This is a genomic window from Streptomyces sp. NPDC001732 (assembly GCF_053596315.1).
This window is the reverse complement of sequence record NZ_JBSFFY010000003.1, coordinates 218,047-232,692: the sequence shown is the minus strand read 5'-3', so window position 1 is coordinate 232,692 and position 14,646 is coordinate 218,047. Positions and strand designations below refer to the sequence as shown.

Annotated in this window: 13 protein-coding genes and 1 pseudogene; 9 read left to right on the top strand and 5 right to left on the bottom strand. The window is 73.3% G+C overall.

Annotation, left to right across the window (positions count from 1 at the left end):
- Window positions 1-140 precede the first annotated feature (140 nt).
- The 4 genes and pseudogenes from ACWCXX_RS06025 to ACWCXX_RS06010 all read left to right on the top strand — a co-directional run bounded on the left by ACWCXX_RS06025 (window position 141) and on the right by ACWCXX_RS06010 (window position 3,339).
- On the top strand, window positions 141-503 hold the full coding sequence (locus ACWCXX_RS06025) for a YciI family protein (protein ID WP_451124767.1): 363 nt from the start codon (window positions 141-143) through the stop codon (window positions 501-503).
- Window positions 500-1,741, top strand: a pseudogene (locus ACWCXX_RS06020) (RNA polymerase sigma factor); the annotation flags it as partial. The gene ACWCXX_RS06025 and the pseudogene ACWCXX_RS06020, both read left to right, overlap by 4 nt.
- Before the next feature lie 249 nt (window positions 1,742-1,990).
- Complete coding sequence (locus ACWCXX_RS06015; protein ID WP_451124765.1) at window positions 1,991-2,701, top strand: hypothetical protein; 711 nt, start codon at window positions 1,991-1,993, stop codon at window positions 2,699-2,701.
- Window positions 2,698-3,339, top strand: a complete 642-nt coding sequence (locus ACWCXX_RS06010; protein WP_451124763.1) for a hypothetical protein — start codon at window positions 2,698-2,700, stop codon at window positions 3,337-3,339. Before ACWCXX_RS06015 ends, ACWCXX_RS06010 begins: the two co-directional genes overlap by 4 nt.
- A gap of 4 nt (window positions 3,340-3,343) precedes the next feature.
- Here the strand turns inward: ACWCXX_RS06010 and ACWCXX_RS06005 are convergent, their stop codons facing one another.
- From ACWCXX_RS06005 to ACWCXX_RS05995, 3 genes are all read right to left on the bottom strand, one after another.
- The gene (locus ACWCXX_RS06005; protein WP_451124761.1) at window positions 3,344-3,808 is read right to left on the bottom strand and encodes a hypothetical protein; all 465 of its coding nucleotides are present in this window, start codon (window positions 3,806-3,808) and stop codon (window positions 3,344-3,346) included.
- Between the two features lie 94 nt (window positions 3,809-3,902).
- On the bottom strand, window positions 3,903-5,672 hold the full coding sequence (locus ACWCXX_RS06000) for a protein kinase domain-containing protein (protein WP_451124759.1): 1,770 nt from the start codon (window positions 5,670-5,672) through the stop codon (window positions 3,903-3,905).
- 549 nt (window positions 5,673-6,221) lie between these two features.
- Window positions 6,222-6,413 carry a DUF6381 family protein gene (locus ACWCXX_RS05995; RefSeq protein ID WP_283850229.1) on the bottom strand — a complete coding sequence of 64 codons (192 nt, stop codon included), beginning with the start codon at window positions 6,411-6,413 and terminating at the stop codon, window positions 6,222-6,224.
- Window positions 6,414-6,541: 128 nt separating this feature from the next.
- Here ACWCXX_RS05995 and ACWCXX_RS05990 point away from each other — a divergent pair, with 128 nt between their 5' ends.
- Window positions 6,542-7,261 carry a ribonuclease H family protein gene (locus tag ACWCXX_RS05990; protein ID WP_451124756.1) on the top strand — a complete coding sequence of 240 codons (720 nt, stop codon included), beginning with the start codon at window positions 6,542-6,544 and terminating at the stop codon, window positions 7,259-7,261.
- Window positions 7,262-7,522: 261 nt separating this feature from the next.
- On the top strand, window positions 7,523-8,254 hold the full coding sequence (locus tag ACWCXX_RS05985; protein WP_451124754.1) for a CDP-alcohol phosphatidyltransferase family protein: 732 nt from the start codon (window positions 7,523-7,525) through the stop codon (window positions 8,252-8,254).
- Here the strand turns inward: ACWCXX_RS05985 and ACWCXX_RS05980 are convergent.
- Entirely contained in the window at window positions 8,220-8,669 is a 450-nt protein-coding gene (locus ACWCXX_RS05980) for an adenylyltransferase/cytidyltransferase family protein (protein WP_451124752.1), read from the bottom strand. The genes ACWCXX_RS05985 and ACWCXX_RS05980 overlap by 35 nt on opposite strands.
- A gap of 235 nt (window positions 8,670-8,904) precedes the next feature.
- Here ACWCXX_RS05980 and ACWCXX_RS05975 point away from each other — a divergent pair, with 235 nt between their 5' ends.
- From ACWCXX_RS05975 to ACWCXX_RS05965, 3 genes are read left to right on the top strand one after another with little or no spacing between them, the layout of a single operon-like run.
- Entirely contained in the window at window positions 8,905-10,170 is a 1,266-nt protein-coding gene (locus ACWCXX_RS05975; protein ID WP_451124750.1) for a glycosyltransferase, read from the top strand.
- Window positions 10,167-11,855, top strand: a complete 1,689-nt coding sequence (locus ACWCXX_RS05970) for a lipopolysaccharide biosynthesis protein (RefSeq protein ID WP_451124748.1) — start codon at window positions 10,167-10,169, stop codon at window positions 11,853-11,855. The genes ACWCXX_RS05975 and ACWCXX_RS05970 overlap by 4 nt, the downstream gene beginning before the upstream one ends.
- Entirely contained in the window at window positions 11,852-13,105 is a 1,254-nt protein-coding gene (locus ACWCXX_RS05965) for a hypothetical protein (protein WP_451124746.1), read from the top strand. The genes ACWCXX_RS05970 and ACWCXX_RS05965 overlap by 4 nt, the downstream gene beginning before the upstream one ends.
- On the opposite strand, the gene ACWCXX_RS05960 is transcribed toward ACWCXX_RS05965, so the two are convergent.
- Entirely contained in the window at window positions 13,065-14,579 is a 1,515-nt protein-coding gene (locus tag ACWCXX_RS05960; RefSeq protein WP_451124744.1) for a hypothetical protein, read from the bottom strand. The genes ACWCXX_RS05965 and ACWCXX_RS05960 overlap by 41 nt on opposite strands.
- Between the last annotated feature and the right edge of the window lie 67 nt (window positions 14,580-14,646).

Genomic DNA, 14,646 nt, shown 5'->3' with positions numbered 1-14,646 from the left:
CCGCCCGGCGTTTTCGCCGGTCACGGACGGATCGAAAAAGTCGGAGAAAGTTGTCGTCGGACGTCGAGGACCCGTTTCCCGCTCCGACCGAAGGGTGACAGCGCGCCGACGGGGCGCGCGGGACGGGGAGGACACCCGGAATGAAGTACGTCGCGATGATCTACGGCAACCAGGCCAAGTGGGACTCCTTCCCCGCCGAGGCGTGGCCGGAGGCGATCGCCAGGCAGGAGGCGTTCAACAGGAAGTACCGGGAGAGCGGCGAACTCCTGGGGGCCTACGGCCTCGCGGATGCCGCCGCCGCCCAGCTGGTGCGCCGCGAGGACGGCGCCCCGGCCGTCACCGACGGGCCCTACCTGGAGACCAAGGAGTACATCGCCAGCTTCTACATGCTGGACTGCGAGAGCCTCGAACGGGCCCAGCAGATCGCCGCGGACATGCCGTTCGCCGACGTGGAACCGGTGGAACTGTGGCCCGTGCTGCACGAATCCGCGGCGGACATGTGAGCACCGTGCACCACGGCGCCGAGGACCTGCTGCGCGAACTGGCGCCGCAGGTCCTCGGCGCGCTCGTCCGACGGTACGGCGCCTTCGACACGTGCGAGGACGCCGTCCAGGAAGCGCTGCTGGCCGCCACCCTGCAGTGGCCCGAGGAGGGAGTGCCGGACAACCCCCGGGGCTGGCTGGTCACCGTCGCCTCCCGCAGGCTGGTCGACCAGGTGCGCAGCGAGGCGGCACGCCGCCGACGCGAGGACGCCCTCGCACTGGCCACTCCGCAGTCCGAGCTGCTGGCCCGAGCCGCCGACGCCTCACCCGCCTCGGACCGCGACGACTCCCTGTCCCTGCTCTTCCTGTGCTGCCACCCCTCGCTGTCCGCGCCGAGCCGGATCGCGCTGACCCTGCGTGCGGTCGGCGGCCTGACCACCGCCCAGATCGCCGCGGCCTTCCTGGTGCCCGAGACGACGATGGCCCAGCGCATCAGCCGGGCCAAACAGACTGTCAGGGCGGCCGGCACCACCCTGTCCCTGCCCGAGGGTTCCGACGGCGCCGAGCGGCTGGCCGAGGTCCGGCACGTGCTCTACCTGATCTTCAACGAGGGCTACACCACCACGGGCGGCACCGACCTGACCGCGCCGGAACTGTCCACCGAGGCGATCCGGCTCACCCGGCTGCTGCACCGCCTCGTGCCCCGGGACACCGAGACCGCGGGGCTGCTCGCGCTGATGCTGCTGACCGACGCGCGCCGTCCCGCCCGCACCGGACCCCGCGGCGAACTGGTGCCCCTGGCGGAACAGGACCGCGGCCGTTGGGACCGCCGGTTCGTCGCGGAAGGCGTGGAGCTGATCAGCCGCACCCTGCCCCGCGGGCAGGTCGGCCCCTACCAGCTGCAGGCGGCCATAGCCGCCGTGCACGACGAGGCCGAACACCCCGACGCCACCGACTGGCCCCAGATCCTCGCCCTGTACGACCTCCTGGAACAGTGTGGGCCGAACCCGATGGCCGGCCTCAACCGCGCCGTCGCGGTCGCCATGGTCCGGGGCCCGGCCGCCGGTCTCGACCTGCTGGCGGAGCTGGAGAGCGACAAACGCCTGGGGCGCCACCACCGACTGCTCGCCGTCCGCGCCCATCTACTGGAAAGGCTCGGTCGGCACCGGGAGGCCGCGCACGCCTACCGGGAGGCCGCCGGACGCACCGCCAGCGCACCCGAGCGCCGCCACCTCACCGACCGCGCCCGCCGACTGGAGAACCCGGCCCGACCCGGACCGGGGAGGCGCCCGCCGGACGGCCGGCCGGCCCGTCGTGCGGGGCAGCCGGGGAACGCCGGCCCCGGGGAGGCGACCAGTCGCTCCGAGCCCGTCGAGGCGCCGGCCCCGGCGGCCCGATCCGCCCCCACCCGGCCGGGTGGTGTGCGTCACGGACAAGGTGTGGACAGCACGTATATGGTCCACCGGGGTGATCCACAACCCCGCGAACCGTGAGAACGAGGGCGGACAGTGCGGCAGAGAGCCTACGCGCAGACGATGCGCGTCATCGCCTGTGCGCTGATGGCGTGGTTGGTCTGGTCGATGTGGTACATCGCCAGCCACGAGGCCGTGTCCGTGCGGTGGAGCTGCGACGGGACCGGCGGCTGCGCCAGCGACCAACTCGCCTCCGGGTCCGCCCTCGTCGGAGCGGGCTCGGCCGCCGTCCTCGGTCTGCTCTCCGCCCGGTTCCTGCACCGGGCCACGCCCGGGGCGATGGTCGTGTTCTGCGCCCTCGCCACGATCACCGGCTGGTACGACGCGTTGGCGGAGGGCCTGGTCGAGCGCGACTCCACCCCCTCCTTCAACATCCTCCTCCCGATCGGTGGTTTCTCCGTCTCCACCTGGCTCGTCGTCCTGTGGTCCGTCGCGGGCGCGGGCTGCTTCGCCGCCTGGTGGGGCGCGGCCGTCAGCCTGCGGCGCACCGCAGGGCTGCGCAGGCTCTCCCGCCGCTGGGCCACGGCCGACGCGGTGCTGGAGGGCTGGCGCCCTGTGGGCCGCAAGCACGGCGAGGTCACCGTGGTCTTCGAGGACCCGGCCGGGGTGCGCCACGAGGTCCCGGCCGTCGTGGAACGCGTGGCCCTCGGGCGGGACGTCCTCGCCCTGTACGACGCCGACCGTCCCGACGACCCGGACCGGACCAGGGTCGTCATTCCTCGCCGGAAGATGCTGCGTCTCACATGATCACGCCGACTTCCCCCGTCTCCTACCTGCGCAGGCTCTTCCGAATGTTCGGCGTGGTGTCCGCGCTCGGCACCGGGCTCGTTCTCGCCGCGGTGGTCCAGGGGGCCGTGGACGGCCCCCGCTGGCTGCTGTTCCTCGCGCTCCCCGCGGCGGCCCTGGCCCTGACGGCGTTCGGCAAGGCGGCCGAGGACGCGGCATCGGGCATCGCCGCCCCCGGGCTGCGCTCCGGCGGGCCGCGCGCCTTCGCGCCCGCCGTGGTCAACGGCGTGAAGGCCGTCGACAAGGCCGGCCGCCGGCCGGCCGCCGACGGGCGGTCGGTGAACTCCGTGTTCGCCTTCGACCTGACCGTGGTGGCCGACGGCCTGCCCCCGTACCGGGTCGAGGTCCGTCACCCCCTCGACCTCCAGGGGCTGTTGCACAGGTCCAGGGCGGTCGTCGAGTACGACCCGGATCAGCCCTGGCGAGTCGTCGTCCCCAACGACCCGCCGCGCGAGTGGCTGGCCCGTGCGCACGCCCTCACCCCGCCGACGGGTGAGGTGAAGCAGGGCGGCGGCACCTTTCCGGCCGGCTCCCGGACCCTGGCGGCGGGCGTGGCGCTCGCGGCGGTGCTGCTGGTGCTGATCCGGGTGCTCGGCTGAGCCGTCACGGGCCGGGCAACCCGCGGGGTGGGGCAAGAGCGGGGTCGGCGAGGTCGAGGGTCAGCAGGTTTCCCCAGTCGTTGGTGAGAACGGCCGCTGTTCCCTCGTAGCGCACCCCCACGAAGGGGTTGGAGTTCCACATGACGGCCACCCACCGCAAGGAGCGGTCGACGCCGAGACGGGCGACGTAGCCGACGTTGCCCATGCCGCTGCCGCCGCCGCACATCCATCCCGTTCCGTCCGGCAGCGGACTCTCGAAGTGGGGGTCCACCTCGGTGGTACCGCTCTCCTCGACGAGCCGGGCCACGTCGACCGGCCCGCCGAGCCGGAAGGGGATCGGCCGGCCGGCGTCCGGGTGGTAGGCCCCGGGGCCGTCCACGTGCACCTCCAGGCCGGTGTCGTCCGACCGGTACAGCGCGTCACCGTACGGCATCTCGCCGCCCGCCCACAGCCGCACGACCCTTCCCACGCCCCCACCTCCGCCGACTTCGTGGTCCCGGCTGCCCGGAACGCGCCCGTCGAGGCCCCAACGGCACATCGAATGCCCGGACAATGACACCCCGTCAGCCATTGCGCGGGTACTTCTTGAGCACCTTGCCGTTGACGTCGGCCCGCAGATAGGCGCCGCCGTACTCGTCCGAGACGTAGATGCTGATCGTCGGCCGGTAGTCGGCGAACGGGGAAGCAGGGTCGATGTCCACGTAGTGGCTGGTGGGTTCGGCGACGCCGAGCTCCTTGTCCGCCCGGCGTATCAGCCCCGGCAGGGCGTCCCAGTCGAACTTCTTCAGGTCCACGGACTTGGCGCCCGGCATGAGGGTGCCACCGGCCCGTTCGCGGACGGCCTTGCCGTCCCTGTAGGCGTAGACGTCGTACAGGTTCTTGTTGCTCTTGATCGGGGCCTCGACGCGGGCATGCTCCTCGTACAGCGAGAACGAGGTGATCCGGGTGCCGCCCATCACCGGCTCGAGCGCGGCGATGACGGACCGGGCGCCGTCGGGCGTCAGCAGGTTCTTCGGCTGCTCCGGAGCCGTCTCCTCCGTCCCAGCCGCACCTGCCGTCCCTGCTGTCCTCCCTGTCGCGTTCCCGGTGCCCGAGGGGCTGGTGGAGGCCCCGGCAGAGGCGGACGGGGGGTCGTCGGTGGCCCGGTCGTTCGAGTCGGGCACCAGCGACCACACCAGAACACCGGTCAGGGCCGTCCCGGCGAGAGCGGTGGTGACCGCGACGGCGCGGCCCCGCCGGATCCGGCGGTGGGCCTCCTGCGTACCGAGCATCCCGGACCGGGGAGGCGCGGGCGTGCCGTTCCCCGCGCCGGGCATGCCGCTTCCCGCACCGGACGGACCGCTTCCCGCACCGGGCGCCGGGTGCCGGGCCGGGGAGGCGGGCAGGACCCTGGTGGGACCGCCGGAGGGCGTCGCGTCCTGCGGCGCGAACGGCTGCGGGCGCGGCGGCACGGCGTCCTGCGGGACCCGGGGATCCTGCCGGGGCGGCGTCGTGGGTGTGCTTACCGCCGCCAGCATCCGGTCCAGCTCCTCGGCACCGGGCCGGGCCGCCGGATTCCGGGTCAGCAGTGCCTCCAGCACCGGGGTCAGCGGACCGGCCTGCCGGGGCGGCGGGACCTCCTCGTCGAGCACGGCCGCGAGCGTCGCCAGCGTGGTGGCCTTGCGCAGCGGGTGCCGGCCCTCCACGGCGACGTACAGCATCATGCCGAGCGACCACAGGTCGGAGGACGGGTTGCCCTCGTCGCCGCGGATGCGTTCGGGCGCCATGTAGTCGGGGGAGCCGATGATCGAGCCGGTCGCCGTCAGACTCGTGGACTCCCGGATCGCCGCGATGCCGAAGTCCGTGAGCACCGGGCTGCCGTCCGTCCGCAGCAGTACGTTGGCGGGCTTGACGTCCCGGTGGAGGATTCCGGCGGCGTGGGCGGCGCGCAGCGCGGACAGCACCCCGCGCCCCAGCCCGGCGGCCTCCGTCGGAGTGAGCGTGCCCTCGGCCAGCCGCTCCGCGAGGGAGGCGCCGGGCACCAGCTCCATCACGATCCACGGGTACGTCCCGGCGCCGCCGTCCACGATGTGGTGGACGGTGACGACACCCGGGTGGTCGAGCCGGGCCAGCGCGCGGGCCTCGCGCAGCACCCGCTCGCGCAGCAGCCTGGCCGACTCCGGGTCGTTCTCGGCGAGCGCCGGGTCCGGGGGCCGTACCTCCTTGAGCGCCACATCGCGGTGCAGGGCCAGGTCGTGGGCCCGCCACACCATGCCCATGCCGCCACTGCCGAGCCTGTTCACCAGTTCGAAACGGTCGTCGATCACACGGCGCACAGGCCCCCCAGCGGTCATGGAGAAGAGGGTACGGGGCAGACCCGCGCCGATGCGCACCCACCCCGCGCGGCGGAGCCGCCGTTGCCCGGCGTCGGCCGCAGCATCACGATCCGGAACGGCCGCAGCGCCGGCCGCACCCCGTCGCCCGCCGCCTCGGTGGCCGCCCAGCTCCCGCGGGCCTCCGCGACCGTGCCCCCGGAGCTGTCGGAACTGTTGGATCCGCCGGAACTCTTGGGGCTGTTGGAGTTGTCGGAGCCGTCGGCTCCGGCGTCCCGCCCGGTGCGCTCGACGCCGTGCGGTTCGGTCCGGCGCAGCTCGTCCGCCCGGTGCGGCCTCCGGGCGGCTTCGCGGGACCCGTGGATCGTCGGCGGTCACGCTCCGTGTGCGACGGGGTGGTACGGGAACGGGCCGGAAAACCGGACGCGGCCCGCTCCCCGAGGGGCCCGGGAGCGGAAGGGGTTCCGGATCCGGGCGCCCGGGGGCGGGCCGCGACGGTGGCCGCGCGGTGACGACGGCCCGCCGCCCACTCATGGAAGAGCGGCGGGGCGTCGGCGTGCGACGGGGGGCTTACCGGGTCGGGCGGATGTCCTCGCCACCCATGGTGCCCTGCCGGTCGCTCTGCTCCCGAAGCAGCCGGGCCTTCTCCTGAAGGCGTCGGCGCTGTTCGGGGTCGGTGGTGCGCTCGGCGGCCTCGGTCATGTGCCGGGCCTTGTCGCGCAGCTGCTGCGCACGGTCACCGGATTCACGTGCAACGCTCATCATCGCTCCTTGTGCGTTGGGGAAGAGCGGGCTCCATCAGAGAACCAGCGCCGCCGGGTCACCGCACCTCGAATCGTCACTCAGTGTGATGGATTCGTGGGGTGATCCGGCGCTGGCATGATCGAGGCATGAACGAAAGCATCATCGCCGCGTGTGACGGGGCGTCGAAGGGCAATCCGGGACCCGCGGCCTGGGCGTGGGTCGTGGCCGACGCGCAGGGGCGGCCGGAGCGCTGGGAGGCGGGGCCGCTGGGCACCGCCACCAACAACGTCGCCGAACTCACGGCATTGCGTGAGCTGTTGGAGTCCACGGACCCGGCCACCGCGATCGAGGTGCGGATGGATTCGCAGTACGCGATGAACGCGGTGACCAAATGGCTGCCGGGGTGGAAGCGCAACGGCTGGAAGACATCGGCGGGCAAGCCGGTGGCCAATCGCGAGCTCGTGGTCCGGATCGACGCCCTGCTGACCGGCCGGTCCGTGCGGTTCACCTACGTCCCCGCCCACCAGGTGGACGGCGACCCGCTCAACGCACTCGCCGACCAGGCGGCCAGCGAGGCCGCGGTGACGCAGGTACCGGCGGGCACCGCGCACGGCGCCACGGAACTGCCGACCCCCGCCCCCGGCCGGTCGACCGAGGGGCGGCGCGGCGGTACGGCGACGAAGAAGGCGGGCGGCACGGCGGCCAGGAGGACGGGCGGCGCGGCGCGCACCGGACGTTCCGGCGCGACCATCAAGGCCAGGTTCGCCGGCCGCTGCCACTGCGGAAAGCCCTATGCGGCCCAGGACCCGATCGCCAAGAGCCCGAACGGCTGGGGCCACCCGGAGTGCCGCACCGCCCCCGCCTGAGCGGACACCGCCCGGCCGGGCCCGGCGTGGTCCACCCGACGACCGAAAGGCACCGCCGTCCCCGGCCCCCGCGACCGGCCCACCGATCCCGCACCGCCCGGCCCGCGCGGGCCGGCCCCGTCCCCGGTCGGGGTGCCGCTCCCCGGCGGAGTGGGCGAGTGGCCGCGCGGGACCGGGGCGGCGTGCCATGATGCGGCTCCGGCGGCGGCGTCCGGGCGACTTCGCCGACGCCGCCGGCAACGGCCGCACGCTGGGGGGCGTATGGGAAGCACGGGCACGGTCATGCGTGAGCTGCGCGGCGCGCAGAAGACGGCCAAGGGGGTCTCGCTCTACTCGCGGTACGTGAACCGACCGGCCGGGCGGCTCTTCGCTGCCGGTGCGTACCGCATCGGCATGACGCCCAATCAAGTCACCCTGCTGAGCGCCGCCTTCACCTTCGCCGCCATCACCTCGGTGGCGCTGGTCCGGCCGTCCTGGGGGCTCGCGGTCCTCGTCCACGGCGGTCTCGTCATCGGCTTCGCCCTCGACTCGGCCGACGGGCAACTGGCCCGGCTGACCGGCGGGGGAGGCCCGGACGGCGAATGGCTCGACCATGTCGTGGACTGCGCCAAGATGATCCTCGTGCACACCGCCGTACTGATCTCGTTCCGGCGGTTCTTCGACCTGCCCTTCGAGGGCTGGCTGCTGCTGCCGCTCGGCTTCCTCTTCGTGGCCGTACTCACCTTCTGCGCCGGGCTGTTGCGCGAACAGCTGGGCAAGGCACAACCGGCCGGGGCACAACCGGGCGGGGCGACGGCCCCGGTCTCCCGGTTGCGGGCCGTGGCACTGCTGCCCGCCGACTACGGGGTGTTCTGCCTGGTCTTCCTGCTGCTCGGCGACCGCACCGCGTTCCGCTTCGGCTATGCGACGTTCGCCGCCGTGCACGCGCTGTTCCTGGTGGTGTTCCTCGCCAAGTGGTTCAGGGAGCTGAGATCGCTCCGGACTGCGGGCTGACGAGCGAGTCCAGCACCCGGCGCAGCTGAGTGCTGGACGTGTGCACGGTGTACGGGAAGTAGACGACCTCCACGCCGACCTCGGCGAAGTCGCGCTCCAGCCGCCTGCCCTTCTCCGTGTCCCGCCAGTCGTCCCCCTTGAAGATCACGTCGAACCGCACCTGCTGCCAGGTCTCGACCTTGTCGGGCACCGTCTCGACGAACGCCGCGTCCACGTAGCGCACGCTGCGCACGATCTCCAGGCGCTCCGGCAGCGGGATCACCGGTCTGTGGCCCTTGGCGAGCGCCGCCATCTCGTCCGAGACGACCCCGGCGACGAGGTAGTCGCACTGACTGCGGGCATGCCGCAGGATGTTGAGGTGCCCCACGTGGAACAGGTCGTAGACCCCCGGCGCGTAGCCGACCCTGTGCGCCATCCGTTCTCTCCCCCCACGGTGGACGCGACATCCGTCTTCCGCGTCCGTTGTCCGGACATGACATCCGGTGCCCGGGATATCGGTATCGGTGTTGATGGTGCAACGACCTTACTGTGAAGACCACTTGCGCATCTCGTGAACGGATAAGCTCGCTTTTGGGGCTGTTCCCCGAGGCCGTTTCTCGATGCTGTTCCTTGGGGAGCACGGATTGTTCCGGGGGGAAGGGCGGGCGTCCATGTCCGATGCAGATCGTCACAAGCCGTTCGAGGGCCGCACCCTGCTGGTCGTCTCGACGAACTACGCGCCGGAACTGACCGGCATCGGCCCGTACGCCGCGCAACTCGCCGAGCACTGGGCCGGCGCCGGCGCCGAGACCCACGTACTGACCGGCATGCCGCACTATCCGTCCTGGCGGACCGAGGCGGCGTACCGGGGAGTGTGGCGGGTCGTCGAGAAACGGGCCGGGGTCACGGTGCACCGGCGAAGACATTACGTGCCGTCCCGTCAGACCGCCCTGCGCAGAGGGATGTTCGAGGCCACGGTGCTCGGCCACGCACTGATGTCCCCGCCCGCGACACGTCCGCCGGACGTCGTGGTCTCCCAACTGCCCAGCCTCGCCGGCGGTGTCGTCGGCGCCCGGCTGGCCCGCCGCCACCGGGCCCCCTACATACCCGTCGTGCAGGACCTGATGGGCGCCGCCGCCGCGCAGAGCGGCATCCGGGGCGGGGACAGGGCCGCCGCCGTCGCCTCGGCCGCCGAACGGTACGCACTGCGCGCCGCGGCCCTCGTCGGCGTCATCCACGAGAGCTTCGTCCCCCGCGTCACCGCGTACGGGGTGGACCCGGACCGCATCCGTCTCGTGCCCAACTGGTCGCACGTGCGGACCTCTTCGGCCGACCGGGCCGCCACCCGGGCCAGGATGGGCTGGGGCGAGGGCACCCCGGTGGTCCTGCACTCCGGGAACATGGGACTCAAACAGGGCCTGGAGGTCCTCGTCGACGCCGCCCGGCTCGCCCCGGAGATCCGCGTGGTGCTGATGGGGGACGGCAACCAGCGCGAGGAACTGCTGCGGCGCGCGGCGGGCCTGCGCAACCTCGACGTCCTGCCGCCCGCCGGCGCGGACACGTTCACCGACGTCCTCGCCGCCGCCGACGTGCTCGCGGTGACCCAGCGGGCGTCCGTGCTCGACATGAGCGTCCCGTCCAAACTCACCTCCTACTTCGTCTCGGGCCGCCCCGTCGTCGGCTCCGTCGCCCGGGACGGGGGCACCGCACAGGAGATCCAGCGGTCCGGCGCCGGCCTCCTCGTCGCACCGGAGGATCCGGCGGCCCTGCTCTCGGCCGTGCGCAAGCTCGTCGAAGCACCCGCCGAGGCGGACCTGCTCGGCGCCAACGGACCCCAGTACGTCGCACGCCACCTGAGCCGAGAGGCGGGCCTGGCCCGTTTCGACGCGCTGCTCACCGAGGTCCTCGCGGACACACAAGGGAGACCACGCCGATGAACCAGCCGATCCGCGCCCTGGAGGACCAGGACGAACCCGCGCTGCTGAGGGACCAGTTCCGCCAGCTCCTGCGCTACCGGGCCCTGCTCGCCTCCGGCGTGGTCGTCGGCCTGCTCGGCGGCGGCTGGCTCGCCCTGAGCGGCGAGGAGAGCTACACCTCGACGGGCGAGGTCGTCGTGCGCTCCGCCGCCTCCGACCCCTTCGCCGCCGGAGCCTCCGCGGACAAGGGCATCAACATCGGCTCCGAACGGCAGACCGCCGTCAGCGACCCCGTGGGCACCCTGGCCGCAGGCGTCCTGGCCGGACGGGGCGACCGGGTGGAGGTCGGCCCGCTGCTCTCCGGCCTCCAGGTCACCAACCCGCCCAACACCCTCGTACTCCGCTTCGCCTACACCGGCCGCACCCCCGCACTGGCCCGGGGGCGGGCCCAGGCACTGGCCGACGCCTATCTGGAAATACGCAGACAGCGCACCGAGAACAGCATCGCCCACATGGTCCAGGGCTACCGGGCCCAGCTGACCCCCCTCACCGAACAGCGCGACCAGCTGACGGAACAGACCTCCGGCGACAACGACGTGACCAGCGCACGGGCCAACCTCGTGGTCGCGATCTCCGAACTCACCCGGAAGATCTCCGAGTTGCGCGCCCTGGACACCACCCCCGGATATCTGACGAAGAAACCCGCCACCCCCACCGAACCCACCGGAGCCGGCCTGCCCCTGCTGCTGGGGCTCGGCGGCGTCGTCGGCCTCGCCCTGGGACTGCTCCTGTCCTGGGTGCGCCTGGTCTTCGACCCGGCCGTGCGCTCCACCCGCGAACTGGTCCGCTCGCTCGGCGCCCCCCTGCTCGGCACCCTGCCCAGGGAGCGCGCCACCGCCGGGTCCCTGCTCGCCGTCGGACGCGGCGGAAGCCGGCTCGCCGAGGAGTACCGGGCGGTGGCCTTCCGGCTCGCCTACGACCCCTCGTTCTCCCGGCGCCGACGACTCCTGGTCACGGCCCCGCGCGGGGACGGCGAAGCGGCGGTCGCCGCCGCGGTCAACCTGGCCGCGGCCTTCGCCGAGATGGGACGCGACGTCCTGCTGGTAGAGGCCGACCTGCGCAATCCCTCCCTGGCCGGGGACCTGGGCCACGCCGTACAGGGTATCCGGCCCCGCTGGGGGGCGGAGGGCGAACGGGCCTGGCCCGCGGACAGCAGGATGAACGTGGACGTACCGGGATCGGGCGCCTTCACCCTGATAGCGGGCCGCCGCACGGACAACGTGCCCCGCGCCCTGACCTCGGCCCCCGTCGGACGGATCATCGCCGAGGGCGACCGGCCGGACGCCGTCGTGATCGTGCTGGCCCCGCCCGTGCTGGCGTACGCCGACGCCGTCGCGCTGCTCGACCGGGTGGAGGGCGTCGTCGTGGTCTGCGACCCGCGCGACGTGCGCCGCAGCGACCTGGAACGGATCCACGAGATCATCGAGGCGGCCGGCGGCTCCGTGCTCGGCGCCCTGCTGCACCCCGCCCGGAACCGCCACGAGCGCCGGGCCCTCAGGAAGGCGGCGAAGCGCCGCGCGAAGGCCGCCCGGTACGGCTCCGCCCCGGGCCCCGGCGGCAACGGCCCCGGCGGACCGGAGTACACCGGCGACCCGGCCGGGACCCTGGGCCTGCGCACCTTCGACCCCACCGCGGGACACGGATGAGGGCACGCACCGCGATCGCCTGCTCGGTCGCGGACCAGGGCGTGGCGGCGCTCACCAACATCCTGGTGCTGGTCACGGCCGCCCGGCTCTCCACCGTGGCCGGCTTCGCCCGCTTCTCGGCGGTCTACCTCGTCTTCACCGTGCTGCTGGGGGCCTTCGGCGCCTACGCCGGGCAGCCGCTGGTGCTGCGCCGCGGCGACACCGAGGAGGTGCGCGGCGCCTGCCGGTCGGCGGTCGCCTTCACCCTGCTCGCGGCGGCGGTGCTCGGCGCGCCGACAGCCGCCGTCTGCCTGCTGCTGCCCGGCGCCACCGCACGGGCCCTGGCGGCACTGGGGCTCGTCCTGCCGGTCGTCCTGGGCCAGGACACCATGCGCTACGCCTTCTCCACCCTGCATCTTCCGCACCTGGCGCTGACGAGCGACCTGCTCAGACTCGGCTGTGTGCTGGGCGCGCTCTCCGTACAGCCGCACGGCGCCCCGGCCGCCCGGCTCGTCGCCGTGTGGGGACTGTCCGCGCTCCCGGCCCTGCTGCTGTCGGCCGTCCTGCTGCACCGCAGGGTGGCCGGCGCGCTGCCGCACCCGGGAAGCCTGCTGCGCCGCGACCACCTGGGGCGGCGCTTCGTCGTGGAGTTCGGCGTGGGCAACGCCACCGGTCAGCTCTCCGTGCTCGGACTCGGGGCGGTCGGCAACCCCCTGGTGGTCGGCGCCCTGCGCGGCGCCACCACCCTCTTCGGACCGCTGAACGTGCTGTTCACCTCGGCCACCGGCTTCGGCCCGCCACTGCTGGGCCGGATCGCCTCCGAACGCCGCAGGACCCGGGCCGCCGCCGCGCTCGCCGCCGTCCTGGCCGCCACGGCCGCCGCCTGGGCCACCGCACTGGCCCTGCTGCCCGACGGCATCGGCCGCCGACTGCTCGGCGACACCTGGCCCACGGCCTGTGCCCTGCTCCCGGCGACCGGCAGCCAGTACGCGGCGATGGCCGTCGGCACCTGCGGGCTGCTGGCCCTGCGGATGCTCGACCCCCGCACCACCCTCTCCATCCAGGTGGTCTTCTCGCTCGCCGCCGTCGCCTTCCTCACCGGCGGATACGCGCTCGGCGGGGTACCGGGCGCCGCCTGGGGCCTGTGCCTGGGGTCCGGGTGCAAGGCGGTGGCCACCTGGACCCGGGTGGCCCGGCTGGGACGCCGCACCACGACGGACCGGGCGCCCATCAGCCCGGAGGCCGTTCGCCCCGCTCCCGGAAGCTCGTGACCAGCAACAGACAGAGCGCCGCGACGGCCAGCTTCCCGAAGGACTGCAACAACGGCCCGCGCAACAGGATGAAGGCGTACCCGGCGAGCAGCGGCACGGCGACGGCCGGCACACTGCCCGGCCCCGGCCCGTCCCGGGAGACGGCGCGCGCGTAGCGCCGGTCGGTACGGGCGGCGGCGTACCCGACCAGTGCGAAGGCACCGACCATGCCCGGTGTGCCGAAGTCGACCCAGAGCTCGGCCCACAACGGCGCCGACAGGTTGGTCATCCGCATCCCCATCCACTGGCCGACCCGCACCCCGGTGTCCTCGGGCTTGCCGTCCCAAGCCGACCGGGGCACGAAGAAGAGCGCGGAGCCCGCCAGTTGACGCCCGTAGGTGTGCCCGTGGGTGTCGACCCAGGTGATGGCGTTGGCGAACATCACCGTCTGGTCGTAGTCCTTGGTGGCCAGCGGCTCGAACACCGACGACGACTCCACCGGCCGGTACCCGTCGCTGTCGTAGCGGAACCGGTCCGCGTACGGGAACACCACCAGCGCCCCCACCACCCCCAGGGCCAGCACCGAACGGTACATCGCCGAACTGCTCGGGAACGCGGTGAACAGGAACGAGACCAGGACCGTCAGGAACCAGTAACGGGCATTGGAAACGGGGTTGTTGACGACGACGTTGAGGACCAGCAGCGCACCCCATGCCAGCACCGTCGACGGGGAACGGCGGGCCCGGCGCGACGTCACCAGTCGACGCGTGCAGAAGAGCAGCCCGAGCAGGGCGGGCACCGTGCCGAAGCCCTTGAGGAAGGCCGAGCCCACATTGGACCCCTCCGACACCACCCCGCTGGCCGCGACCGAGGCACTGATCTCCTGACGACTGGTGAAGAAGACCGCGGGACCGCCCACCTTCACGACGTAGTAACCGCTCGCCGCGAAGGCCAGCAGCACCAGCACCCGGAGCCGCCCGCGGTGCGCGACGGCCGGACCTGCGCCGAAGCGCGCGGCGGCCCGCCTGCGCAGCGGCCGCCGGTTCGCCAGGAGCGCCCCGAGGTCGAACGCGGCACAGCCCACCAGGACCAGCGCCACGGCCGTCACCAGATCCGCCCGCGGCCCCACCACCGGGGTGGGCGTCTGACCGATGACCGCCTGCGCGAACGGAGCCACCCCCATCGCGATGTACACGAACATCCAGAAGACGCCCTGCAGCAGCCGCCGTCGGGTGGACAGGATCATCGTGGCGAGCCGGGCTCCCGCGTAGCAGGTCAGCACCAACTGGAGCCAGTACGCGTTGTCCCGGACGCCCGAACCGGGCTGGGCGGCGATCACCGCGGGAAGGAAACAGACCAGACCGAGGATCAGCGGCACGGCCAGCGCACGCGAGAGCATCGCCCACGACATGGGCTTCGCCGACGGCCGGACCGGTTCGCGCGGACCGCGCTCCGGTACGGGCGCGGACGGTGCCGCCTCGTGCACGGACGTCATGTGCTCCCCGTTCCGTGGGCCTGTGAACACCCTAACGAATCAACACACTTGGGGGAGTTCGGGTGAC